At 69.5% G+C, this 23151-nt stretch carries 21 protein-coding genes and 1 other RNA gene; 17 read left to right on the top strand and 5 right to left on the bottom strand.

Going from position 1 to position 23151, the window contains the following annotated elements:
* Positions 1–29 precede the first annotated feature (29 nt).
* The 3 genes from AQI95_RS31755 to AQI95_RS31745 all read left to right on the top strand — a co-directional run bounded on the left by AQI95_RS31755 (position 30) and on the right by AQI95_RS31745 (position 3713).
* Positions 30–1256: a serine/threonine-protein kinase gene (locus AQI95_RS31755; RefSeq protein WP_067131706.1), complete on the top strand. Its 1227-nt coding sequence runs from the start codon at positions 30–32 to the stop codon at positions 1254–1256.
* A gap of 74 nt (positions 1257–1330) precedes the next feature.
* Positions 1331–2437, top strand: coding sequence for a peptide chain release factor 2 (gene prfB, locus AQI95_RS31750; RefSeq protein WP_067131701.1), 1107 nt, complete (start codon positions 1331–1333; stop codon positions 2435–2437).
* A 298-nt stretch (positions 2438–2735) separates the two neighbouring features.
* Positions 2736–3713, top strand: a complete 978-nt coding sequence (locus AQI95_RS31745) for a hypothetical protein (protein WP_067131698.1) — start codon at positions 2736–2738, stop codon at positions 3711–3713.
* A gap of 134 nt (positions 3714–3847) precedes the next feature.
* Here the strand turns inward: AQI95_RS31745 and AQI95_RS31740 are convergent, their stop codons facing one another.
* Positions 3848–4039 carry a hypothetical protein gene (locus AQI95_RS31740; protein ID WP_067131695.1) on the bottom strand — a complete coding sequence of 64 codons (192 nt, stop codon included), beginning with the start codon at positions 4037–4039 and terminating at the stop codon, positions 3848–3850.
* Positions 4040–4275: 236 nt separating this feature from the next.
* Here AQI95_RS31740 and ftsE point away from each other — a divergent pair, with 236 nt between their 5' ends.
* The 8 genes from ftsE (at position 4276) to AQI95_RS31700 (ending at position 11504) form a co-directional block, all read left to right on the top strand.
* Positions 4276–4965 carry a cell division ATP-binding protein FtsE gene (gene ftsE / locus AQI95_RS31735; protein WP_067131692.1) on the top strand — a complete coding sequence of 230 codons (690 nt, stop codon included), beginning with the start codon at positions 4276–4278 and terminating at the stop codon, positions 4963–4965.
* Between the two features lie 34 nt (positions 4966–4999).
* Entirely contained in the window at positions 5000–5917 is a 918-nt protein-coding gene (gene ftsX, locus AQI95_RS31730; RefSeq protein ID WP_067131689.1) for a permease-like cell division protein FtsX, read from the top strand.
* Positions 5918–5984: 67 nt separating this feature from the next.
* Complete coding sequence (locus AQI95_RS31725) at positions 5985–7157, top strand: S41 family peptidase (protein ID WP_079071571.1); 1173 nt, start codon at positions 5985–5987, stop codon at positions 7155–7157.
* 68 nt (positions 7158–7225) lie between these two features.
* Positions 7226–7768 (top strand): SsrA-binding protein SmpB, encoded by a 543-nt coding sequence (gene smpB, locus AQI95_RS31720; RefSeq protein WP_067131684.1) that lies wholly within the window; start codon positions 7226–7228, stop codon positions 7766–7768.
* 110 nt (positions 7769–7878) lie between these two features.
* Positions 7879–8247: a transfer-messenger RNA gene (gene ssrA / locus AQI95_RS31715) on the top strand.
* A 418-nt stretch (positions 8248–8665) separates the two neighbouring features.
* Complete coding sequence (locus AQI95_RS31710; RefSeq protein WP_067131884.1) at positions 8666–9319, top strand: hypothetical protein; 654 nt, start codon at positions 8666–8668, stop codon at positions 9317–9319.
* Positions 9320–9375: 56 nt separating this feature from the next.
* Positions 9376–10338, top strand: coding sequence for a hypothetical protein (locus tag AQI95_RS31705; protein WP_067131886.1), 963 nt, complete (start codon positions 9376–9378; stop codon positions 10336–10338).
* Positions 10339–10733: 395 nt separating this feature from the next.
* Entirely contained in the window at positions 10734–11504 is a 771-nt protein-coding gene (locus AQI95_RS31700; RefSeq protein WP_159056613.1) for a hypothetical protein, read from the top strand.
* Between the two features lie 4 nt (positions 11505–11508).
* Here the strand turns inward: AQI95_RS31700 and AQI95_RS31695 are convergent, their stop codons facing one another.
* Together AQI95_RS31695 and AQI95_RS31690 are read right to left on the bottom strand one after the other, a co-directional pair.
* Complete coding sequence (locus tag AQI95_RS31695) at positions 11509–13614, bottom strand: hypothetical protein (protein WP_067131678.1); 2106 nt, start codon at positions 13612–13614, stop codon at positions 11509–11511.
* A 49-nt stretch (positions 13615–13663) separates the two neighbouring features.
* On the bottom strand, positions 13664–13981 hold the full coding sequence (locus tag AQI95_RS31690) for a hypothetical protein (RefSeq protein WP_067131674.1): 318 nt from the start codon (positions 13979–13981) through the stop codon (positions 13664–13666).
* 265 nt (positions 13982–14246) lie between these two features.
* Between AQI95_RS31690 and AQI95_RS31685 the strand changes: the two genes are divergently transcribed.
* Positions 14247–15617: a nitrate/nitrite transporter gene (locus AQI95_RS31685; RefSeq protein ID WP_067131671.1), complete on the top strand. Its 1371-nt coding sequence runs from the start codon at positions 14247–14249 to the stop codon at positions 15615–15617.
* 87 nt (positions 15618–15704) lie between these two features.
* The gene (locus AQI95_RS31680) at positions 15705–16865 is read left to right on the top strand and encodes a uroporphyrinogen-III synthase (RefSeq protein WP_067131668.1); all 1161 of its coding nucleotides are present in this window, start codon (positions 15705–15707) and stop codon (positions 16863–16865) included.
* Between the two features lie 35 nt (positions 16866–16900).
* Here AQI95_RS31680 and AQI95_RS31675 read toward each other — a convergent pair whose 3' ends face one another.
* Entirely contained in the window at positions 16901–17389 is a 489-nt protein-coding gene (locus AQI95_RS31675; protein ID WP_067131665.1) for a GNAT family N-acetyltransferase, read from the bottom strand.
* Positions 17368–17841, bottom strand: coding sequence for an anthrone oxygenase family protein (locus AQI95_RS31670; protein WP_067131881.1), 474 nt, complete (start codon positions 17839–17841; stop codon positions 17368–17370). The genes AQI95_RS31675 and AQI95_RS31670 overlap by 22 nt, the downstream gene beginning before the upstream one ends.
* Before the next feature lie 288 nt (positions 17842–18129).
* On the opposite strand from AQI95_RS31670, the gene AQI95_RS31665 reads away from it, so the two are divergent.
* From AQI95_RS31665 to AQI95_RS31650, 4 genes are all read left to right on the top strand, one after another.
* Entirely contained in the window at positions 18130–18735 is a 606-nt protein-coding gene (locus tag AQI95_RS31665) for a CGNR zinc finger domain-containing protein (RefSeq protein ID WP_067131663.1), read from the top strand.
* A gap of 258 nt (positions 18736–18993) precedes the next feature.
* The gene (locus AQI95_RS31660; protein ID WP_079071569.1) at positions 18994–19578 is read left to right on the top strand and encodes a sigma-70 family RNA polymerase sigma factor; all 585 of its coding nucleotides are present in this window, start codon (positions 18994–18996) and stop codon (positions 19576–19578) included.
* 62 nt (positions 19579–19640) lie between these two features.
* A complete protein-coding gene (locus tag AQI95_RS31655; RefSeq protein ID WP_244188906.1) occupies positions 19641–20411 on the top strand; it encodes an anti-sigma factor family protein in 771 nt (256 codons plus the stop codon).
* A gap of 92 nt (positions 20412–20503) precedes the next feature.
* On the top strand, positions 20504–22909 hold the full coding sequence (locus AQI95_RS31650; RefSeq protein ID WP_067131657.1) for a HelD family protein: 2406 nt from the start codon (positions 20504–20506) through the stop codon (positions 22907–22909).
* Positions 22910–23151: the final 242 nt, after the last annotated feature.

Raw genomic sequence — 23151 nt, 5'->3', positions numbered from 1 at the left:
ATCGGCAACACGCGTCCGTAGGAGCAGTCTTGGCACGGAAGATCGGCAGCCGGTACACCGCGAACCAGATCCTGGGGCGGGGCAGCGCCGGCACGGTGTGGCTGGGCGAGGGGCCGGAGGGCCCCGTCGCCGTCAAGCTGCTGCGCGAGGACCTCTCCTGCGACCAGGAGCTGGTCGGACGCTTCGTCCAGGAGCGCACCGCGCTGCTCGGCCTGGAGCACCCGCACATCGTCACGGTGCGCGACCTGGTCGTCGACGGCAACGACCTGGCCCTGGTCATGGACCTCGTGCGCGGCACCGATCTGCGCACCCGCCTGGAGCGCGAGCGGCGGCTCTCCCCCGAGGCGGCCGTGGCGATCGTCGCCGACGTCGCCGACGCGCTGGCGGCGGCCCACGCGGCCGGGGTCGTCCACCGGGACGTCAAGCCCGAGAACGTCCTCCTCGACATGCAGGGCCCGCTCGGGCCCGGCGGCGCCCACCCCGCCCTGCTGACCGACTTCGGTGTCGCCAAGCTGATCGACTCGCCGAAGCGGACCCGCGCCACCAAGATCATCGGTACGCCGGACTACCTGGCCCCCGAGATCGTCGAGGGCCTGCCGCCGCGCGCGGCCGTGGACATCTACGCCCTCGCGACCGTCCTGTACGAGCTGCTGGCCGGCTTCACCCCCTTCGGCGGCGGCCACCCCGGCGCGGTCCTGCGGCGGCATGTGACCGAGACCGTCGTACCGCTGCCCGGTATCCCGGAAGAGCTGTGGCAGCTGATCGTGCAGTGCCTGGCCAAGGCACCCGCGTCCCGGCTGCGCGCCTCGGAGCTGGCGGCTCGGCTGCGCGAGCAGCTGCCGCTGCTGGTCGGGATGCCGCCGCTGGACGTGGACGAGCCGGACCTCTTCGGCGAGGCGGCGGAGGAGTCCGCGCCGGCGGAACCGCCGGCGGGGGAGCCGGAGCGGCGGCGCGGGGCGGTGTCGCTGGTGCCCGGCGCCAAGCCGGACTCCAACCGGGACACGCACACGTCGATGCGGGTGCCGGCGCCGGACGAGCTGGCGGGCGGCGCCCACGGCACGGCGCGCGCCCCGCGGGCCACCGGTGCGCCGAGGCCGGGCTCGGCCCGGCACCGGGCCACGGTGCGGCGGCGCCGGATCACGCTGGGCGTGGCGGGGGTGGCCGTGGCGGCCGTCGTGGGCGTCGGTGCGTATCTGGCCTCCTCCGGCGGCGACGACCAGCCGCCCCAGGACACCCACAGCACATCGGCCCCCTGAGCCCCGTGAGCCGTGAGCGCGGGGGCGGGGGCAGGGCGGCCGAGGTCGGTTGCCACAGCCGTTACGCTTGAAGCGTGGCAGTCGTCGATGTATCCGAAGAGCTGAAGTCCCTCTCCTCGACCATGGAGTCGATCGAGGCCGTCCTGGACCTCGACACGATGAGGGCAGACATCGCCGTGCTCGAGGAGCAGGCGGCCGCGCCGTCCCTGTGGGACAACCCGGACGAGGCGCAGAAGATCACCAGCAAGCTCTCCCACCTCCAGGCCGAGGTCAGGAAGGCGGAGGCGCTGCGCGGCCGGATCGACGATCTCGCCGTCCTCTTCGAGATGGCCGAGGAGGAGGACGACCCGGACACCCGCGCCGAGGCCGAGTCCGAGCTGACCTCGGTGAAGAAGGCGCTGGACGAGATGGAGGTCCGCACCCTGCTGTCCGGCGAGTACGACTCCCGCGAGGCGCTCGTCAACATCCGCGCCGAGGCCGGCGGTGTCGACGCCGCCGACTTCGCGGAGAAGCTGCAGCGCATGTACCTGCGCTGGGCGGAGCAGCGCGGCTACAAGACCGAGGTCTACGAGACGTCGTACGCCGAAGAGGCCGGCATCAAGTCGACCACCTTCGCCGTCCAGGTGCCGTACGCCTACGGCACCCTCTCCGTCGAGCAGGGCACGCACCGCCTCGTGCGCATCTCGCCCTACGACAACCAGGGCCGCCGCCAGACGTCCTTCGCGGGCGTCGAGGTGCTGCCCGTGGTCGAGCAGACCGACCACATCGAGATCGACGAGTCCGAGCTGCGGGTGGACGTCTACCGGTCCTCCGGGCCCGGCGGCCAGGGCGTCAACACCACCGACTCCGCGGTGCGCCTCACCCACATCCCCACCGGCATCGTGGTCTCCTGCCAGAACGAGCGCTCGCAGATCCAGAACAAGGCCACGGCGATGAACGTCCTCCAGGCCAAGCTGCTGGAGCGCCGTCGCCAGGAGGAGCAGGCCAAGATGGACGCCCTCAAGGGCGACGGCGGCAACTCCTGGGGCAACCAGATGCGTTCGTACGTCCTGCACCCGTACCAGATGGTCAAGGACCTGCGCACCGAGCACGAGGTCGGCAACCCCGAGGCCGTGTTCAACGGCGAGATCGACGGCTTCCTGGAGGCCGGCATTCGCTGGCGCAAGCAGCAGGAGAAGTAATTTTGTCGACAAGGTAACTGCCGCCCGAGAGGCGGCAGTTGTCTTTTGTCTGGGTTTTACATCACACTCACAGGCTTCAAGTCACAGCAAACCCCTACCCAAGGGACATCAGGCCCGCAACGGCCTTGACGTTGCTTTGAAAAATCGGAAGGGTGGCACGCGGCATGCGTACTTAAAGGGGCGCATGTGAACCGGGGGAATGAGTTGACGCAGACTTCGTCACCGGCTGCCTCCCGTCGATCACGGCATGCCCCACGCGCCGCTTCATTGACGAACAGCTACTGGGGGTAGCAACCACATGACGAAGAAGACGCGGATCCGGGTCGCGCGGATAGCCGCGGGCGCCGTGATCGCGGCCGGTGCGTCACTGACCGCCGCCGGCGCGGCCTCCGCTCTGGACCTCGGTGTCGAGGCCGGCCCGATCGGTCTGGGCGTGCACACGAACGCCGGGAACGACGACGGCGGCACCGACGGGGGCGACAACGGCGGCTGCCCGATCGCCATCTGCACCACCGACGGCGGCGGCAACGGCGGCACCACGGACGGCGGCACCACGGACGGTGGCTCGACCGACGGCGGCACCACCGACGGTGGCACCACCGACGGTGGCACCACGGACGGCGGCACCACGGACGGCGGCACCACGGACGGCGGCATCGGCGGCACGGTCAGCATCGGCGGCACCACGGACGGTGGCTCCACCGACGGTGGCTCGACCGACGGTGGCACCACCGATGGCGGCACCACGGACGGTGGCAGCACCGATGGTGGCACCACCGATGGTGGCAGCACGAACGGTGGCAGCACGAACGGTGGCACCACCGACGGTGGCAGCACGAACGGTGGCACCACCGACGGCGGCACCAGCACCACCGGTGGCAGCACCACGGGTGGCAGCACCGACGGCGGCTCCAGCACCACCGGCGGTTCCAGCACGTCCGGCGGCAACACCGGCGGCTCCGGTAGCACGGGCGGCTCCGGCAGCACCGGCGGTTCGGGCAGCACCGGCGGCAGCAGCACCGGTGGCTCCAGCACGGGCGGCAACAACGACACGCCCCAGGGCGGCAACAACAACGCCACCCAGGACCAGGGCTCCTCGGCCCTGACCGACACGGGCTCCGACAGCAAGCCCCAGGGCGGCGACAAGCAGCTCGCCGAGACCGGTGCCGGCCAGACCGCGTTCCTGGTCATCGGCGCCGCGACGATGATCGCCGGCGGTATCGGCTTCCGCATCCTGCCGCGGCTGGTCAACGGCCGGGGCGGCGCGGCCGCCTGAGCGTAGCCGTCAGGTCACGCAGCGCACGCGGCGTACAGACCTAGGGCCCGGAGCCAGGCGCTCCGGGCCCTTGCGGCGTTTTCCCGGGAGTTCCTCGGGCTCTTCTTACGCCCCTTGCCGCCTCTGTAGGCGCTTCACGCGCTCTGGTGGGCCAGCAGCGCCACGGTGGCGATCAGCACCGCCAGCAGCGCGATCAGCGCCATCGGGTTCACCCCGCCGAAGAAACCCTCTTGCTGCAGTCGCTCGCGGTTGGCGCGGCACACCGGGCACCGGCCCTCGCTCACGGGCGCCGCGCAGTTCGCGCACACCAAACGGTCGTACGTCATGCGGTCGCCCTCCTTGCGCCGGCCATCACTCCTACAACGCTCACGGGAACGAGAACGTTCCCCCTCCACTGTGCCAGGTTCCCGGGGACCTCGCGCCGGTCGCTCCGAAAGGGAGGGGCGGCAGTCGACGGTACAAAAACGTACATCCCTTACCCAACCTCGACCTGCGACTGCACTTGCACACCCGGTTCGCGTATGGTCACGCTCATCTACCCCCGGCGACCCGTGGTGCATCCGTGATCCGATTCGACAATGTCTCCAAGGTCTACCCCAAGCAGACCCGCCCCGCACTCAGGGATGTCTCCCTGGAGCTGGAGAAGGGCGAGTTCGTCTTCCTCGTGGGGTCCTCCGGCTCCGGAAAGTCCACCTTCCTGCGGCTGATCCTCCGCGAGGAGCGGTGCAGCCACGGACAGGTGCACGTGCTGGGCAAGGACCTCGCACGCCTCTCCAACTGGAAGGTGCCGCAGATGCGCCGCCAGCTGGGGACCGTGTTCCAGGACTTCCGGCTCCTGCCCAACAAGACCGTCGCGGAGAACGTGGCCTTCGCCCAGGAGGTGATCGGCAAGTCCCGCGGCGAGATCCGCAAGTCCGTACCGCAGGTGCTCGACCTCGTCGGGCTCGGCGGCAAGGAGGACCGGATGCCCGGCGAGCTGTCCGGCGGTGAGCAGCAGCGCGTGGCCATCGCGCGTGCCTTCGTCAACCGGCCCAAGCTGCTCATCGCCGACGAGCCCACCGGCAACCTCGACCCGCAGACCTCCGTCGGCATCATGAAGCTGCTCGACCGGATCAACCGGACGGGCACCACCGTCATCATGGCGACGCACGACCAGAACATCGTGGACCAGATGCGCAAGCGCGTCATCGAGCTGGAACAGGGCCGCCTCGTCCGCGACCAGGCCCGCGGCGTCTACGGCTACCAGCACTAAGCAAGTTCACGACCGAAAGGCTCGACAAGACGCCATGCGCGCCCAGTTCGTCCTGTCGGAGATCGGTGTCGGTCTCCGCCGCAATCTGACGATGACCTTCGCCGTCATCGTCTCCGTCGCCCTGTCCCTGGCGCTCTTCGGCGGCTCGCTGCTGATGAGCGACCAGGTGAGCACCATGAAGGGCTACTGGTACGACAAGGTCAACGTCTCGATCTTCCTGTGCAACAAGCACGACGCCGATTCCGACGTCAACTGCGCCAAGGGCGCGGTCACCGAGGACCAGAAGAAGCAGATCCTCTCGGACCTGCACAACATGTCCATCGTCGAGAAGGTGTCCTACGAGTCGCAGGACCAGGCGTACAAGCACTACAAGGAGCAGTTCGGCAACTCCCCGCTGGCCAGCTCGCTGACGCCGGACCAGATGCAGGAGTCGTACCGGATCAAGCTCAAGGACCCGCAGAAGTACCAGGTGGTCGCGTCGGCCTTCAACGGGCGCGCCGGTGTGCAGTCCGTGCAGGACCAGAAGGGCATCCTGGACAACCTCTTCCAGCTGCTGAACCTGATGAACCGGGGCGCGCTCGGTGTGATGGCGATGATGCTGATCGTCGCGCTGCTGCTGATCGTCAACACGGTGCGTGTCTCGGCGTTCAGCCGCCGGCGCGAGACCGGGATCATGCGCCTGGTCGGTGCCTCGGGCTTCTACATCCAGGCACCGTTCATCGCCGAGGCCGCGGTCGCCGGGCTCATCGGCGGCGGCCTCGCCTGCGTGGGCCTGGTGGTCGGCCGGTACTTCACCATCGACCACGGCATGGACCTGTCCCACAAGCTCACGCTCATCAACTTCGTGGGCTGGGACGCCGTGTTGGCCAAGCTGCCGCTGATCCTCGCCACGAGCGTGCTGATGCCGGCGCTCGCGGCGTTCTTCGCGTTGCGCAAGTACCTGAAGGTGTGACGCTTACCAAGAGGGCCGTACGGACATCCGGCCGTACGGCCCTCCGCCGTGTCCTAGACTCACCGCCATGTCAGGCCGAGACCTGTTCTGCCAGCCCCGCCGCTTCCGCCGCGGGGCCGCCCTGACATTGGTCTTCGCCGGCGTCCTGGTCACCGGCGCCGCGACCGGCTCCTTCCCGGAGCCCGACGCCACCGCGCGCAAGGCCGCCGTCGGGCCCGCTCCCGCGGCCACCCGGCACGAGGACGTCGAGAAGGCCGCGGCCGAGGCGATGGCCGACGGCAAGTCCCCGATGGAGGCCGCCGAGCGCGCGGTGAGCCGGAGCGGGGACCGCTGGGGCGCCGTCTACTCCGAGGGCGAGTACCAGGAGTTCCAGGAGGCCCTCGACGGCCGGTACACCGGCGTCGGCCTGTGGGCGGGGCGCGAGCGGGACGGCCGTATCGAGGTGACCAAGGTGCAGCCCGGCTCGCCGGCCGCCGCGGCGGGGATCCACAAGGGCGACCGGCTGCGCAGCGTCGACGGCAGCAAGGTCGACGGACGGCCGGTCACCGAGGTGGTCTCCTTACTGCGCGGCGACGCCGACGACGCGGCCGCCGGTACGACCGTCACCCTGGGCCTGGAGCGCGGTGCGCGCGCGTGGACCGAGAAGCTGCGCCGGGCCAGCCTGTCCACCGACTCCGTCACGGTGCGCAAACAGGCCGGCGGGGTCACCGTCGTCAAGATCGCCGCGTTCACCAAGGGCTCCGGCGACGCCGTGCGCGCCGCGCTGCGGCAGGCCCCGGCCGACGCCGGGATCGTCCTCGACCTGCGCGGCAACTCCGGCGGCCTGGTCGCCGAGGCGGTGGAGACCGCCTCCGCGTTCCTCGACGGTGGCCTGGTCGCCACCTACGACGTCGACGGCGTCCAGCGCTCCCTGCACGCCGATGCCGGCGGCGACACCGCCCGGCCCCTGGTGGTCCTCGTCGACGGCGGCACGATGAGCGCGGCCGAGATGCTCACCGGGGCGCTGCAGGACCGGGGCCGCGCGGTGGTGATCGGCTCGCGCACCTTCGGCAAGGGCTCCATCCAGATGCCGACCGAGCTGCCCGACGGCTCGGTGGCCGAGCTGACCGTCGGCCACTACCGCACCCCCTCGGACCACACGGTCGACGGCCGGGGCATCACCCCGGACCTGGAGGTGGGCCCGGCGGACGCCCTGCAGCGGGCGGAGACGGTGCTCACGGGGCTCGGCGACCCCTCGTAGGTCCCGTAAATGCGCTTCCCCCGCACCCCCTCCGTGGTGCGAAAATGGTCGGCACTATGAGCAAGGGAATGTACGTACCGAAGGAGTCCCAGCCCAAGCAGGGCGGAGGGGCCGCGAAGGCCAGGGACGGCGAGAAGGGCGGCAAGCGCAAGATCGTCGCCCAGAACAAGAAGGCGCGGCACGACTACGCGATCATCGACACCTACGAGGCCGGGATCGTGCTGACCGGCACCGAGGTCAAGTCGCTGCGCGAGGGGCGGAGCTCGCTGACGGACGGCTTCGTCCAGATCGACCGGGGTGAGGCGTGGCTGCACAACGCCCACATCCCCGAGTACCACCAGGGCAGCTGGACCAACCACTCGGCGCGCCGCAAGCGCAAGCTGCTCCTGCACCGCGAGGAGATCGACAAGCTGGAGTCCAAGTCCCAGGAGACGGGTCACACGATCGTGCCCCTCGCCGTGTACTTCAAGGACGGCAGGGCGAAGGCCGAGATCGCCCTCGCGCGGGGAAAGAAGGAGTACGACAAACGTCAGACCCTGCGGGAGAAGCAGGACCGGCGCGAGTCGGACCGCGCGATCGCTGCGGCGAAGCGCAGGCAGCGGAACGCCTAGCCGGGGCAGCCGGGAATAGGCTGGCCCCGTCGTGCGTCGATCACGTAGGATGGCAACGCACTCCACAGCGGGTGCACGCACCCTCCACGGAGGGATTGAAAAAACAACATGGGGATGATCGGTTTCGACAGCGGATGTCGAAGCAGGGGAAGCGTGTCGAGGAAGCGGCAATGATCTCGTAAACCATATGTCGCAAAAAATAATCGCCAACACCAAGCGCGATTCCTTCGCCCTCGCTGCCTAAGTAGCGACTTGCGAAGTGTCAGCCCGGGGCTGTTCCCGACCCGGATCCTGGCATCAGCTAGGGGACTAAACCTTGATCCCGGTCACGGGGTGAAGAGGGAAACCAAACAGTGACTGAGCCCGTCGGCGACTTGTTCGCGTGATCGCCGGGGCTGAGAAAAGCGAAGCGAACTGCACACGGAGAAGCCCTGATTCTGCACCGTTGGACGCGGGTTCGATTCCCGCCATCTCCACGAACCCCTCCGGGGGTACCCCATGTGGCCGAAGGCCCCGCCGCTCCGAGCGGCGGGGCCTTCGTGCTGTCCGCACTCCCGGCCCGCGTGCCCTCACCCACGCCCAGTCAGCGATGCCGCCGCCCCTGCCTCCAGTCGGCGCCGTGTCGGCCGCCATCACTGGTGCAAGGAATTACGGCCCGGGCGAGGCGCAGGTCCTCGCCGACGCGCCCTTCCAGGGTGAGGCGCGGAACCAGTGTCAGCTGGAAGGCCGCGGCACGGCACCAAAGCCCCCCATGGCACTGCCGGTTGCCCCTGTCTGGTCGGCTATGCGCACTCTGTGCCGTGGGAGCGAGGCAATGTGTTCTTTGCGTCAACTCCCCGCCCCGATACCGTATTCGCTGCCTCATAGACCTCGACCGTCCCATCAGGAGCCCACGTGATCCGCCGCCCTCGCCTGCTCACGACAGCCGCCGCCGGTGCGGCAGCCCTGCTCCTGCTCAGCGGGTGCGGGGGAGGTGGCGGTGGGTCGAAGTCGAAGGACAAGATCTCCGGGGCGGACCCGGGTGCTGTGTCGTCGGCCTCGCCGACCGCTTCGGCAACGAGTTCGAGCGGCCGCCCGAAGATCACGTTGCCTTCGGATCTGACGCTGACCTTCGAAGATTCGAACACGGGCGACGCGGTGAAGGACGCGGTGCTGGCCGACAGCGCGGAGCGTTTGCGTGCCGTGGATGCGGCGATCGCGGGGACGGACCCCAAGGGGGAGGCGGTCGCCTACTACAACACGGGCAAAGCCCTTGAAGCGGCCCTTTCCTGGGTGGCTCAGTTCCAGAAGGCCGACGCCACGGTCACGGGTGAGGTCCGCTACTACGACCGCAAGGTGGCGCTGAAGAGCAAGACGTCGGCGACCCTCATCTTCTGCGGCGACGAGAGCAAGGGCTTCAGCAAGGACAAGAAGACTCACAAGATCGCCAAGACTCCCGTCACGAAGAACAGTTACGTCCTGTACAACACCAGGCTGGACAAGAACTCCGACGGGGTCTGGCAGACTTCGCAGATCATTTCGGTCAGGGGGGCGGCTCAGTGTCAGCCATAGTCAGGATTTCGGTCTGCGGCGCGGTGATCGGTGCGGTGCTAGGGGCCTCCGGCCCGATGGCCTGGGCCGATGTTGTTCCAGGCGGTGACGGGACCGGCACCGAGACGCAGGCCAACGTGGACCAGAAAGACCAGAAGGTCCAAGCGATCGCCGGTGCCGTTGTCTATGACACCTCCAGAAACGGCTCGGGGCAGGCTGCCGGGCCGGTGGCGTCCACGACCACGTGGACACCTCCAGCCTGCTATTACGCCCCGAAGTACACGCCTGCCCGGTTGAAGGCGTACCTGGAGCCCATCTGGGGGGCTGATTCAACGGGGTACGAGTGGGACGCCAAGCAGCGGGACCACTACGTCAACGGTCACCCGTACAAGGACTTCAACAAGGACAAGACCGGCAAGGGCTACTGGTGGGACACCTACGTCACGCCGGGAAGAGAGGCGGATCCCGGCGCGCTGGACTGCACGAAGCAGATCTTCTGGGTGGACAAAGGTGCTGCGCCGCCGGCGGACGTCCCGCAAGCGGTCACTCCGAAGATCCTCGCGGAACTCGCCTACAACGAGATCCGTGTGCCCAGTACTCAGGTGACCTTGGCGCCTGAGGGCCCGACGAAGGTGAACCTTCCCACCTGGGCGTGGTTGGACGGTGCGAAGTTCAGACCCGTCGCGGTCACGGCTTCCGTGCCGCTGTTGAACATCTCCGCGACGGCCACCGCGGAGCCGGTCTCTCTGAAGGTCGACCCGGGGACTTCGGACGCGGAGACGTATCCCGCTTCGGGCGTCTGTCAGATCAAGGGTGGGCGGATCGGTGAGCCGTACGCCAAGGGGAAGGCCGATGAGGTGCCGCCGTGTGGGGTGAGGTATCTGCGTTCCTCGGGGGAGGGGTCATATCCGTTGAAGGCCACCATCACTTGGAAGATTCATTGGACCGGCAGCGACGGCGACGGCGGTGATCTGCCGGACGGGACCTTCGGGGCCACGCAGGACGTCGTCGTGCAGGAGATCCAGAGCGTCAACCGGTGACCGTGTGAGGGCGCGAGGCCGCTTGTTCCGGTTGGACGGAGCGGCCAGGGCCCCTGCCGGCGGCTCTCGGGCCCGTGGCCGCTGCGCCCGACCGGGCTCCTGAGAAGGGCGCGGGTCAGTACGATCGACCAGTCAACGAAATGGGAGAACCCATGCGGGCAGTACGCGTTGTGGCGTCGGCGGGCGTCCTCACCGTGGCACTGGCAGGCTGCAGCGGTACGGGTACAGGTCGGAACCCGACCCCCAGCGCCTCGCCGTCCGGGGTGACCCTCCAAGCCGTATCGACATCGCTGTCCGCTGCCGCACCCGGGACGGTGTACCCGCTCATCACCAATCCGTCGCGGTCTCATAGGCAGGTCATCCTGAAGGCGCGGTTCAAGGTGCCCGAGGGTGACGTGGGCAAACTGACGGTCGCGCACGACAGCCCTACGGGCAAGGGATGGACGCCTGTCGCCTTGACCACCGATTCTTCCTCCGCAGCGGCTTCGCGCCGGCCAGAAGACGCGGGCACCGTGACGCTCACCGGTTCCTACGCTCTCACCCTGGCTCCTGGCGAAAACCGCCCGCAGTTGCGTGTCGCTCCAGCATTCCGCACCTCTCCCGACACCCGAGAGTTGCACCTGGAACTGGATCTGCTCGACCCTCGGGGCCACCTGCTCGACCGGACGACCAACGATCTCGGCCTCAACTTGTTGAAGTTCACGACTGTGTCGGCGCCTACCACCCTGTCCCGGGACGGCAAGTGGCGGACAGTGGAATTCAGTGTGACCAACACCGCCACCACCGGCTTCGCCGCGATCACCACTCGGGCGTCTGCCGTTTGCCACGACGTGAACGGCGGCTTTTGCAAGCAGACTCGCACCGGGCCGGGCAGAGTCGCTGTCGAGGGCATCCACGTCCAATGGTCGGCCCCCGACGGCTGGCGCGACCTGCCTACGACCACGCCGACCAGCGATGCTTCAGGCGCTGTGGGCGAACGGGACCCAGACGTAGCCCGTTTCTCGCTGCCTGTAGGCGGGAGCCGGCACGTGCGTCTGCGCGTCGCTGCGTCTCCGCAGGTACGTCAGGGAGCCGAGCTGGAGCTCGGGCTCGGTGCGAGCATCCCGGAGCAGGACGGCAAACCGACCCCGGGACCTGGAGCAGTGGCCAAGATGACCGTGCACTGAGTTCTCAGTCCGGGAGACTCTGGAATTGTTGGGCCGTCTTGAAACCGTCGTGCTGGATCTTGGCCACAACCGCGTAGTCTTCAAGCCACCGTGAGAATGCGCTCAATTGCCGCGGTCTCATCCTGTCCGGATCCATCACGTGCCCTGCCGGAGTGAGAAAATTGTCGGCAGGGCATTTGATGTAGTTTCTCGGGTCTCCCGTGTAGGTCACTCTGCTCTTGTGAACGGGGCCGACGGTGACGGGGAGGGTGATGGTCGGGTCCCACCCGCCCCCCGAGCCGCTACTCGGGTCCGGATCGAGTTGCTGAGCCGCCAGTTTCTGGTAGGTGTCCCGCCACGACGTGTCGAGCTCTGCGTCCGACAGCTCCTTGTACTTCTCCGCAAGCCCGCCCGGCGCCTCCTCGGGCTTGACGCTCCATTGGCCGGCCAACCAGTCGGTGAGCAAGCTCTTGGCGGAATCACCGAGTTCGGTGAGCTGCTCCTTGCCCATGTCGGCGATGGCGGTGGTGCCGCCCGTGGCGCCCGCTTGTACTCCGTCGGCCGCTGTGTCGATCAGGGTCTTGCGGAATTCGTTCACGCTCTCCGACCAGGCTTCGGCGTCCCCCTCGATCGAGCCCTTCGCGTAGGTGAAGGCCGTTCCGTAGGCCTTCATCATCAGCCCGCGTCTCATGCTCAGATACTCGATCGCTGTGTCATCCGAACGCGCTGTGTGCACGACCTGAGCATCGACCCGGTTGCGGTAAGCGTCGAAGAGCGCGCTCAGTTCGCCGGCCGCCCTCGGGTCGCGGGCGGACTCGTTCATCAGGGCCTGCCACATCGGTGCGCCCGCCTCCAGGCCGAAGCGGGACGGGTCCTGGCTGTCGAGGAAGGTCTTCTCGTTCCACTGGGACGCCTTTTCGGTGAAGCCGCCCGTCGTCGCGTCGCCCATCCAGAATTTGTCGGCGACGGGAGAGGTCATCCCGTATTCCATGTCCTTCCAGTACGAAGTGATCAGCTGTGAGTAGAAGTAGTCCACGCCCTCGATCGGGTGGATGTCCTTCTCGTCGCCGTTCATGTGCTTGTAGTTGTCGAACGCGAGGTGCGCGGTCAGATTCTCGGCCAGAGCCTCGTTCGTGGAGCGCAGATCGATGGTCGCCGAGTGCAGCACCTTGACCAGGGCTGCCGAGCGTGCCGTGTTCCATGCCGCGGTGGGGTGGTACAGCATGGTCTGGACGGTCTCGTAGTCATGGCTCATCCATGCGCCGGATGCCTCGGGGTTCCTCGCGATGGCATCGAACAGCTGGGCGTAGTGGTCGGTTTCCCAAGGGCCTTTCCCGCTGCCGTTCATCCACTCGTTCTCGGAGATCTGGTGGTCCTTGGAGAAGACCCGGTCACCGAGCGCGACCAGGAAGTCCTTGTCGTACGTCCCTCCGGCGAGCAGAGGCATCAGGCGGTCCGGTCGGAAGCCGCGCTGCGGGTCCATGGCGAACTTGTCGAACCACTTGTTCCAGTCGGCTTGCTTCTCCTGCGGCGACCGGCCGTCGAAGGCGACCTGGGTGAAGGTGCCGAGTGTCTTGGCGATGAGATCGCGGTCGTGGGTCAGCGCCTTGGGATGCTTGCCGTAGTAGTCGTCGTAGGGGTCGTCGGCCATCTCGTTGGACAGCCATGCCAGGTTGTCCGGTCCGAGGGCGTTGTAGAAGGCCTTGACGAAGTCGCCGTCGTCGGCGTTCGCCTCCAGGGCGGCGAACAGCTGCGCCGACCTGCTGCCGCTGAAGTCCTTCTTGAACCGTTCGGCCAGCGCCTTGCCGTTCCGTTCGGCGGCGGCCTGCCGGCCGACCTCGGCCTCGTCGATCGACACCATGACTGTGCCCTTGGGGGCGTGCACGTACCGCTTGCTGCCGTCGTCGGTGGCGGCCAGGGCAAGGTGGTGGCGGCGGACCAGAAGCGGCACCTGGTCGTCCAGCCAGCCGCAGATGCCGAGCAGTTCGGTCAGGGGCTGCGCGTCGATTCCGTGCTGCTCAAAACTGGACTTGATCCAGGCCGCGCCTCGGCGCAACCGTTCCTTGTCCTTCCTGACCGAGCCGATCATGCCGTTCAACGCCTTCGCGTCGATCCCCGAGAACTCGCCCATGCCTCTCTCCCCCGTCGGTGATGCCTGTGCTGTCCCGGCATCCGCGGCATCACTGTCGCTGCAGGTTCATGTTCATGATCTTGGCCTCGCCCGGCGTGACCTTCTCCGGGCACTTGGCGATCTCCGCGTCCACGGCGGGAATCAACTTCTCCACCAGGACCTTCATCCGCGATCGCCGGCCTTGCAGGTCCTTGGCCCACTCGGTGGCCGCCTTGCCGACCCACACCCGTCTGCTGTCCATGTCCTTGGCCGCGGTCTCGAGCTGTTTCTTCAGTTCCTCGGTCTCGGTCTTGAGACGGTTCTTGAGACTCTTCAGCGAGGCCAGGTACGGGTTGTCGACTTTCGGCCGGCCACTGGTGTCTGCCATGGGCATCCCTCTCAAATCGAGTCCATGCAGGCCGAGTTGCATGATGCCACGTGCGCACCGGTGAGGTGTGAGGCTCTGATCGCTCGGTGCGCCCGCTTCCCCGACCGTGCCCGACCTCCGGACCCTCTCATCCGCGGTCTGCGCACGGTGAGAGCAACGTTCCCTTCCGGTCACTCGTGGCCACAGGGGTGAAACGCGTGCTCCCTACCTTCGGGCTCAGTCAGCCGTATGGCAGACCGAGCAGCCGGAGCACCGTGGAGGAGCGATGACAGCCGCAGTCCCAACCCGTCGCAGTGGCCGCTGGATCGAGCGCTGGGACCCGGAGGACGAGGGGTTCTGGAAGGCGACCGGGGAGCGCATCGCCCATCGGAACCTGTGGTTCTCCGTCCTGTCCGAGCACATCGGCTTCTCGATCTGGACCCTGTGGTCCGTCCTGGTTCTGTTCATGGGCCCGGAGTACGGCCTCACCCCCGCCGACAAGTTCCTGCTGACCTCGATGGTCACCCTCGTCGGCGCCGTCGTGCGCGTCCCCTACACCTTCGCCGTGGCCGTCCTCGGCGGCCGCAACTGGACGATCGTCTCGGCGAGCCTGCTGCTCGTCCCGACGATCGCCGCCTTCGTGGTCATGAAACCGGGAACGTCCTTCACGACGTTCCTCTGGGTCGGTCTGCTGGCCGGCATCGGCGGCGGCAACTTCGCCTCCTCCATGACCAACATCAACGCCTTCTTCCCGCTGAGGAGGAAGGGCTGGGCGCTCGGGCTGAACGCCGGCGGCGGGAACATCGGCGTGCCCGTCATCCAGCTCGTCGCCCTCGCGGTCATCGGCGCGAGCGGCGGCCCGTGCGTCCTGCTGGGCGTCTACATCCCGCTGATCGTCGTGGCCGCCGGGTGCGCCGCCTGCTTCATGGACAACCTGGCGACGGTGAAGAACGACACCGGCGCGGCCATCGACGCCGCCAGGGACGCCCACACCTGGATCATGTCCTTCCTCTACGTCGGGACGTTCGGGTCGTTCATCGGCTACAGCTTCGCCTTCGGGCAGGTGCTGACGATCCAGTTCGGGCGTACGCCGCTGCAGGCCGCCTGTCTCACCTTCATCGGCCCGCTGCTCGGCTCCCTGATCCGGCCGGTCGGCGGCAGGCTCGCCGACCGGTACGGCGGCGCGCGCATCACCCTGTGGAACTACGTCGCCATGGCCGCCGCCACCGCCGTACTGATCCTCGCGAGCCGGGAGAAGTCGCTGCCGCTGTTCGTCAGCGTCTTCGTGGTGCTCTTCGCGCTCAGCGGCCTCGGCAACGGCTCGACCTACAAGATGATCCCCGGCATCTTCCAGGCGAAGGCCCTGGCCAAGGGCCTGGAGGGGGAGGCCGCGACGGCCTGCGGCCGCCGGCTGTCCGGCGCCTCCATGGGCCTCATCGGCGCGGTCGGCGCGCTCGGCGGGGTCGGTATCAACCTGGCCTTCCGCCAGTCCTTCCTCTCCTACGGCTCCGGCACCGGCGCGTTCGTCGCCTTCCTCGCCTTCTACGGCGCATGTTTCGTTCTGACATGGGCCGTATACCTTCGCCGTCCGGCCGGGCAGGCTGCGACCATGGCTACTGCGGAGACAAAACCGCAGCTCAGCTACGCGGAAGTGTGACGTAACACCGGTGACATCACCTTGAACCGAGCCTGTCACGCGCCGTTGACAGGCTCGTTCGGCGTGCCGGTCAGCTAGGAGAGTCCCATGTACGACGAAGAGCAGCACTCCGGAGCCCTTGAGCACGGGCCGCTCGCGGGATTCACCGTGGGTGTCACCGCCGCGCGCCGGGCCGACGAGCTGGGCGCCCTGCTGCAGCGGCGCGGGGCCGCCGTGCTGCACGCACCCGCCCTGCGCATCGTGCCGCTCGCCGACGACGGCGAACTCCTCGCCGCCACAAAGCGGATCATCGCGCAGGTGCCGGACGTGGTCGTGGCCACCACGGCGATCGGCTTCCGGGGCTGGATAGAGGCCGCCGACGGCTGGGGCCTCGGCGAGCAGCTGCTCGGACGGCTGCGCGATGCGGAACTGCTGGCCAGGGGCCCCAAGGTCAAGGGGGCGATCCGCGCGGCCGGTCTGACGGAGGAGTGGTCGCCCTCCTCGGAGTCCCTGGCCGAGGTCCTGGACCGGCTCCTGGAGGAGGGCGTGGACGGCCGCCGTATCGCCGTACAGCTGCACGGCGAACCGCTGCCGGGTTTCGTGGAGTCCCTGCGGGCCGGGGGAGCGGAGGTGGTCCCGGTCCCGGTGTACCGCTGGATGCCCCCGGAGGACATCACCCCCCTGGACCGCCTCCTGGACGCGACGGTCGCCCGCGCGGTGGACGCGCTCACCTTCACCAGCGCCCCGGCGGCCGCCTCCTTGCTCTCGCGGGCAGAGGACAGAGGCCGGCTGCCGGAGCTCGTGGCGGCCCTTTCCCACGACGTCCTGCCGGCCTGTGTGGGCCCGGTGACCGCGCTGCCGCTGCAGGCGCAGGGCGTGGACACGTTCCAGCCGGAGCGCTTCCGCCTGGGCCCTCTGGTCCAGCTGCTGTGTCGGGAACTCCCCGCCCGGGCACGCTCGTTGCCGATCGCCGGGCACCGGGTGGAGATCCGGGGCCACGCGGTCCTGGTCGACGGCGACCTCAAGCCGGTCCCGCCGGCGGGCATGTCGCTGCTGCGCGCCCTGTCGCGCCGCCCGGGCTGGGTGGTCCCTCGGGCGGACCTCCTGAAGGCGCTGCCGGGCGCGGGCCGCGACGAACACGCGGTGGAGACGGCGATGGCCCGCCTGCGCACGGCCCTCGGCGCGCCGAAGCTGATCCAGACGGTGGTGAAGCGCGGATACCGCCTGGCCCTGGACCCGGCGGCGGACGCGAAGTACGCGGACGCGTAGGAGGCGGACGCGTAAAGGGGGAGGGACGGGCGAAGCTACAGGTCGAGCCGGTACCAGGTGCCCGGCCTGCCGCCGAGGTCGGCCGGGTCGGCCGGGCCGTCCGGGACGAACCCGGCTCTGGTCAGCACCTTCCGGGACCCCGCGTTCTCGTGGGCGGCGGCCGCCCGGACCGTGCGCAGCCCGTGCCGGTGCACCGCCAGCCGGCACAGCTCCCGTACGGTCGCGGTGGCCACGCCGCGGCCGGTGACCGCCTGCGCGACCCGGTAGCCGAGCTGCGCACCGCCGTCCTCGATGTCGACCAGGTTGAACCGGCCGAGCACCGAGCCGTCCTCGGCGACCAGCACGTAGAAGGCGCAGGTGCCGGCGTCCTGCTCGGCCAGCAGGGCGTCGTACCGGTCGGTGAAGTGGTCGAAGTAGGCGTCGCCGCGGTCCGAGACCGAGGCGGCGAAGTAGGCGCGGTTGACCCGCTCGAAGGCCAGGACCGCCGTGGCGTGAGCGGCGCTCAGCCGCTGCAGCTCGGGCATGTCCCGACCGTACCCGACCGTGCTGCGCGGCCGAAGCGGCCGTACAGCAGCAGGGTTCGGGTCAACAGGCCGAGCGCCAGCGCCGAGCCCACCGCCCGGACCGCGTTCCATGCCACCCACGGGCCCTCGAAGCGCTCCCGGAGGGCGGACGGGGTGCCCGGGGCCGCGAGGGCGTTGTTCAGCGGGATGTTGAACGCCATCGTGACGAGGAAGACCAGGGCGTACGCCAGCAGGGCGGCCCGGACCCAGCGCCCGCACGGTGTCCTGCGCAGCTGCCACGCCGACAGCGCCGTCAGCAGCAGCGCCCCCATGAAGCCCAGGAGGAACACCGGGTTCTGGATCACGGTGTTGATGTTCCGCATGACCTCGACGTACGTCCGGTCGTCGCTGCGGGCGAGGGCAGGCATCACCGCGCAGGCGAAGATGTAGAAGACCCCGGCGCTCAGGCCCATGGTGATCGTCGCCGCGCTCAGGACGGCGGTCCGGGCGCGGGTGGCCGTGGCCGTCGTGTCCGTCTCGTGTGCGTGCGTCCTGTGCGTCCGCGCCGTGTGCCGTGTGTTCGTCATGCCTTCAGCCAACCCGGGGACCCCCGGCCCCGGACATGGCCGAGGCGCGCGTGCGCATACGCGTGCGTCCAGCCGGTACGAGGGGTTCCGGCGGGGCGTCCGGGCAGGCACTGTGAGGAGAGGAGCACTGAGGGAACGGTTCCCCGCAGTCCCGGCCTAGGCGGTGACAGGCACATGGCACTGGGTACGGCCACGCCCCCGTACGAGCTGCGTTTCGACGCCGGACGGATCTGTCTCGATCTCCTCGCGACCACGCATCCGGTCGAACGGCTGGACTCCCCGAAGGCGTTGTGCGCGTGGATCGGCGGGTCCGGGCTGGTGCCGGAGGGTACGGCGCTCGGCCACGCCGACGCCCCCTGGCTCGTCGGGTTCCGGGAACTGCGTTCGCACATAGGGCAGTTGGTGCGGTGCGGGCGCGCGGGCCTCCCGGCCGTGGACACGGCTCCGTACGTCCGCGCGCTCCGGCTGGTCAACGAGGCCGCCCGCGCCGCGCCCCCGGCCCCGCTCGCCGTTCGTGCCGAGAACGGCTGCCTCGTGCGGGAGCTGGCCGTCCCGCCGACGTGCGCGGGGCTGCTCGCGCTGGTCGCACGGGACGCCGTGGAGCTGCTCACCGATCCCGTCGCACGGGCGGCCGTGCGGGAGTGCGAGGGGGACAACTGCCCTCTGGTGTACCTGGACACGTCCCGAGGGCGCCGCCGCCGCTGGTGCTCCAGCGAGGTCTGCGGGAACCGGGAGCGGGTGGCCCGGCATCGGCGGCGGACCGCCCACGCCCGTGTCTGACCCGTCCGAACCCGAGCCGCCCGGGCGTGATTTGCGTAACACCCGGTTTTCCGCGTGCTCCGGCCGGGCAGCTCGGTCGTCTCGGCGCACCCCCCGGCGATGTGTCGGAAATGCAAAGATCAGGCGGGGGGAATGTGTGCGCATGTCCCTGTCGTCACACCGCTCTTGAGAAAACCGCCGCCTCCGTTTGAACGCCGCGCCGCTCCCTTCCGTACGGGTGGGCGAGCGACCGACTGGGGGAACCCCCGGACACCGGAGGTGGGCGTGCGCAAGGATGCGGCCGTGGCCAATGAACGTGGAACGAGGGCCCGACATCGCATGTCCTCACAGCCCTCGGAACCTGACGAGGAGCTGATGCGTGCGCTGTATCGCGAGCACGCCGGACCTCTGCTCGCGTATGTCCTGCGGCTGGTCGCCGGTGATCGGCAGCGCGCCGAGGACGTCGTGCAGGAAACGCTCATCCGTGCCTGGAAGAACGCCGGTCAGCTCAATCGGGCGACCGGATCGGTACGCCCCTGGCTGGTGACGGTCGCGCGCCGCATCGTCATCGACGGTCACCGCAGCCGGCAGGCCCGGCCGCAGGAGGTCGACCCGTCGCCGCTGGAGGTCATCCCCGCGGAGGACGAGATCGACAAGGCGCTGTGGCTGATGACGCTGTCGGACGCGCTCGACGACCTGACCCCGGCCCACCGGGAGGTGCTCGTCGAGACGTACTTCAAGGGGCGTACGGTCAATGAGGCGGCCGAGACGCTGGGCATTCCCAGCGGCACGGTGCGTTCCCGGGTGTTCTACGCCCTGCGATCGATGAAGCTGGCACTGGAGGAGCGGGGGGTGACGGCGTGATGAGCAGTGGATACGGGGGAATGCAGGGATTCGGCGCAGGTGGTCCGGGTATGTCTGGGCCCATGAGCCCCAATCAGGGATCTCCGGTGCCGAGCGAGCACGAGACCGTCGGCGCCTATGCCCTCGGGATTCTCGACGACGCCGAGGCGACCGCCTTCGAGGCGCACCTCGCCGGCTGCGAGTGGTGCGCCCAGCAACTGGACGAGCTGGCCGGGATGGAGCCGATGCTGGCCGCGCTCGCGGATCTGCCGGGCTCCGGCAGCACCCCCGCGATCGGCGACTCGCTGTCCGCCCAGCCCAGCCCGCGCCTGGTGGAGAAGCTCGTCGACGAGGTCGCCGAGAAGCGCGCCCACAAGCGCCGGCGCAGCTTCTACATGATCGCGGCGGCGGCCGCGCTGATCATCGCCGGACCGCTGGCCGCGGTGGCCGTGAACAGCGGCTCGGGCGGGGGCGGCAGCCAGGTCGCGGCGTCCTCCGCGCAGACCACCTTCGCCTCGATGGCCGACAAGAAGTCGGCCACCGACCCGTCGTCCCATGTCAGCGCGACCGTCGGCATGGAGCAGAAGGACTGGGGCACCCAGGCCGTCCTGGAGCTGAAGAACGCCACGGGCCCCCTGAAGTGCTCGCTGGTGCTCGTCGCCAAGAACGGCCAGCGCGTGACGATGTCCTCCTGGTCCGTCCCGAACTGGGGCTACGGCATCCCGGACGGGAAGACGCCGGAGTCCAGGAAGCCGCTCTACATCGGCGGCGCGGCGGCCTTCAAGCCCAACGAGATCGACCACTTCGAGGTCGTGACCTTCCAGGGCAAGAAGCTCGTACAGGTCCAGGCGTAGCGCCATCGGGGTCGACGCGCTCGACCCCGTAGCTTCTTCGGGCCCCCTTCGCGTACGGTTGACGGCTGCCCAGCACGTCAGAAGGGGGCCCGGTGGCCGCTCAGGTTCAGCAGTCCGCGGTCGGCTCGGTACACGACGCACACGATTCCGTCCGTGACCGGGAGATCAGCGTCGAACAGGAACACCTGGACCGGGTGTACCGGCGGCTCGAGGAGAAGATCCACGAGGCCGAGTTCCTGATGAACGACGCGGCCAAGCGCGGCCAGGTCGGCACGCCGGGTGCGCTGGCCGAGCGGGACGCTCAGGTCTTCCGGGCCGGCATCCACCTGAACCGGCTCAACAACGAGTTCGAGGACTTCCTGTTCGGGCGGATCGACCTGCTCCTCGGCAAGGACGGCAAGAAGGGCCCGGACGGCGCCTACACGGCGGTCGAGCCGGCCGAGGGCGCGGTGCGGGACGACAACACCGCCGACATCGCCGAGACCCTGCACATCGGACGCATCGGCGTCCTCGACGCGGACTACGCGCCGCTGGTCATCGACTGGCGGGCGCCCGCCGCCGCGCCGTTCTACCGGGCCACGCCGGTGGATCCCGGGCGGGTCGTGCGGCGCCGGGTCATCCGGTCCAAGGGGCGCCGGGTCCTCGGTGTCGAGGACGATCTGATGCGGCCCGAGCTGACCGCCCGCCTGGACGGCCGCGTCCTGCCGGTGATCGGCGACGGCGCCCTCATGGCCGCACTCGGCCAGGCCCGCAGTCACACCATGCGGGACATCGTCTCCTCCATCCAGGCCGAGCAGGACCTGGTCATCCGTGCCCCCGCCGCCTCCATCACCTATGTCGAGGGCGGTCCGGGCACGGGCAAGACCGCCGTCGCCCTGCACCGCGCCGCCTATCTGCTGTACCAGGACAGGCGCAGATACGCGGGCGGCATCCTCGTCGTCTCCCCGACCCCGCTGCTCGTCGCCTACACCGAGGGTGTGCTGCCCTCGCTCGGCGAGGAGGGCCAGGTCGCGATCCGCGCGATCGGCTCGCTCGTCGACGGCGCCGAGGCCACGCTGTACGACTCCCCGTCCGTGGCCCGCGCCAAGGGCTCGTACCGGATGCTGAAGGTGCTGCGGAAGGCCGCCCGGGGCGCGCTGGAACTGGGGCCGGCCGGCTCCGCCGCGGCCGGGCAGCTCGCCCTGGACGACGACATCGAGGCGGACGCCGGGCCGCGGGGCATGGACGGGCCGCCGTCCCGCCTGCGCGTCGTCGCCTTCGGGCGCCGCGTGGAGCTGGAGGCCGCCGAGCTGGAGCGTGTCCGGCGCACCGCCCTCGGCGGCACCGCGCCCGTCAACCTGCTGCGCCCGCGCGCCCGCAAGCTGCTCCTGGACGCCCTGTGGGCCAAGTCCGGGGCGGGCTCCCGGCACAGCGACCCCGAGCTGGCCGCCGAGCTGCGCTCCTCCTTCGACGAGGACGTCACGACCGAGGACGCCTTCATCGCCTTCCTCGACGCCTGGTGGCCCGAGCTGACCCCCGAGGCGGTGCTGGCCGCCATGGCCGACGACAAGCGCCTCGGCCGCTGGGCCCGCCGGATCCTCAACCCCGGCGAGGTCCGCAGGGTCGCCCGCTCCCTGCAGCGCGACGGGCACTCCGTGCACGACATCGCCATGCTCGACGAACTCCAGGCGATCCTCGGTGTCCCGGCCCGCCCGCGCAAGAAGCGTGAGCTGGACCCGCTGGACCAGCTCACCGGCCTGGAGGAGCTGATGCCGGTGCGCGAGGAGAGCCAGCGCGAGCGGGCCGAGCGGCTCGCCCAGGAGCGCACCGAGTACGCCCACGTCATCGTGGACGAGGCGCAGGACCTCACGCCGATGCAGTGGCGCATGGTCGGCCGGCGCGGCCGGCACGCCACCTGGACGGTCGTCGGCGACCCGGCCCAGTCCTCCTGGTCCGACCCGGACGAGGCGGCCGAGGCCCGCGACGAGGCCCTCGGCACCCGGCCCCGGCGCCGCTTCCAGCTCACCGTGAACTACCGCAACCCGGCGGAGATCGCCGAGCTGGCCGCCAAGGTGCTCGCGCTCGCCATGCCCGGCTCCGAGTCGCCCCGCGCCGTGCGGTCCACCGGGGTCGCGCCGCGTTTCGTGGCGACGCCCGCGGCGCGCGGCGAGGGCGCGGAGAGGTCGCCGGCGGCCACGGTGCGGGCCGAGGCCGAGCGGCTGCTGGACCTGGTCGACGGCACGGTCGGCGTGGTCGTCGCCATGAACCGGCGCGAGGAGGCCCGGCGCTGGCTGGCCGGGCTCGGCGACCGGGTGGTGGCGCTCGGCAGCCTGGAGGCCAAGGGCCTGGAGTACGACGCGACGGTGGTGGTGTCGCCGGCGGAGATCGCCGACGAGTCACCGGCCGGTCTGCGGGTGCTGTACGTGGCGCTGACCCGGGCCACCCAGCAGCTGACGGTGGTGTCGGGGGAGCGCGACGAGCCGGACCCGGCCGGGGTGCCGGACCTGCTGCGGGACTGACTTTCCTGTGAACATCCCGTAGGGGAATGGCCGTACGGCATCGGTTTGTTAGCCTTGGTGTGGCACCGGCCCGATCCAAGCCCCCGGGCCCAACCTTTGTCCCTGCGAGGGACCACTTGCCGCGAGGCGAGCATGGCGGGTCGGTGTCATGAGCTTGTGAGAGACCCACATCACCGACGTGATGTGGGTCTCTTTCTTTGGTGCGTGCACCCCTTCTCTCACCAGATCACTTCTCGTATGGT

The organism is Streptomyces yokosukanensis (assembly GCF_001514035.1).
GTDB lineage: Bacteria > Actinomycetota > Actinomycetes > Streptomycetales > Streptomycetaceae > Streptomyces > Streptomyces yokosukanensis.
The sequence above is the reverse complement of the archived record's forward strand: the minus strand, read 5'-3'. Positions and strand labels throughout refer to the sequence as shown.

Coding starts and splice junctions, on each gene's coding strand:
- AQI95_RS31745 (WP_067131698.1), top strand. CDS start 2,736: ATGACGAAGAAGACGCGGATCCGGGTCGCGCGGATAGCCGCGGGCGCC.
- AQI95_RS31740 (WP_067131695.1), bottom strand. CDS start 4,039: ATGACGTACGACCGTTTGGTGTGCGCGAACTGCGCGGCGCCCGTGAGC.
- ftsX (WP_067131689.1), top strand. CDS start 5,000: ATGCGCGCCCAGTTCGTCCTGTCGGAGATCGGTGTCGGTCTCCGCCGC.
- AQI95_RS31725 (WP_079071571.1), top strand. CDS start 5,985: ATGTCAGGCCGAGACCTGTTCTGCCAGCCCCGCCGCTTCCGCCGCGGG.
- smpB (WP_067131684.1), top strand. CDS start 7,226: ATGTACGTACCGAAGGAGTCCCAGCCCAAGCAGGGCGGAGGGGCCGCG.
- AQI95_RS31705 (WP_067131886.1), top strand. CDS start 9,376: ATGGCCTGGGCCGATGTTGTTCCAGGCGGTGACGGGACCGGCACCGAG.
- AQI95_RS31695 (WP_067131678.1), bottom strand. CDS start 13,614: ATGGGCGAGTTCTCGGGGATCGACGCGAAGGCGTTGAACGGCATGATC.
- AQI95_RS31690 (WP_067131674.1), bottom strand. CDS start 13,981: ATGGCAGACACCAGTGGCCGGCCGAAAGTCGACAACCCGTACCTGGCC.
- AQI95_RS31685 (WP_067131671.1), top strand. CDS start 14,247: ATGACAGCCGCAGTCCCAACCCGTCGCAGTGGCCGCTGGATCGAGCGC.
- AQI95_RS31680 (WP_067131668.1), top strand. CDS start 15,705: ATGTACGACGAAGAGCAGCACTCCGGAGCCCTTGAGCACGGGCCGCTC.
- AQI95_RS31675 (WP_067131665.1), bottom strand. CDS start 17,389: ATGCCCGAGCTGCAGCGGCTGAGCGCCGCTCACGCCACGGCGGTCCTG.
- AQI95_RS31670 (WP_067131881.1), bottom strand. CDS start 17,841: ATGGGCCTGAGCGCCGGGGTCTTCTACATCTTCGCCTGCGCGGTGATG.
- AQI95_RS31665 (WP_067131663.1), top strand. CDS start 18,130: ATGGCACTGGGTACGGCCACGCCCCCGTACGAGCTGCGTTTCGACGCC.
- AQI95_RS31655 (WP_244188906.1), top strand. CDS start 19,641: ATGAGCCCCAATCAGGGATCTCCGGTGCCGAGCGAGCACGAGACCGTC.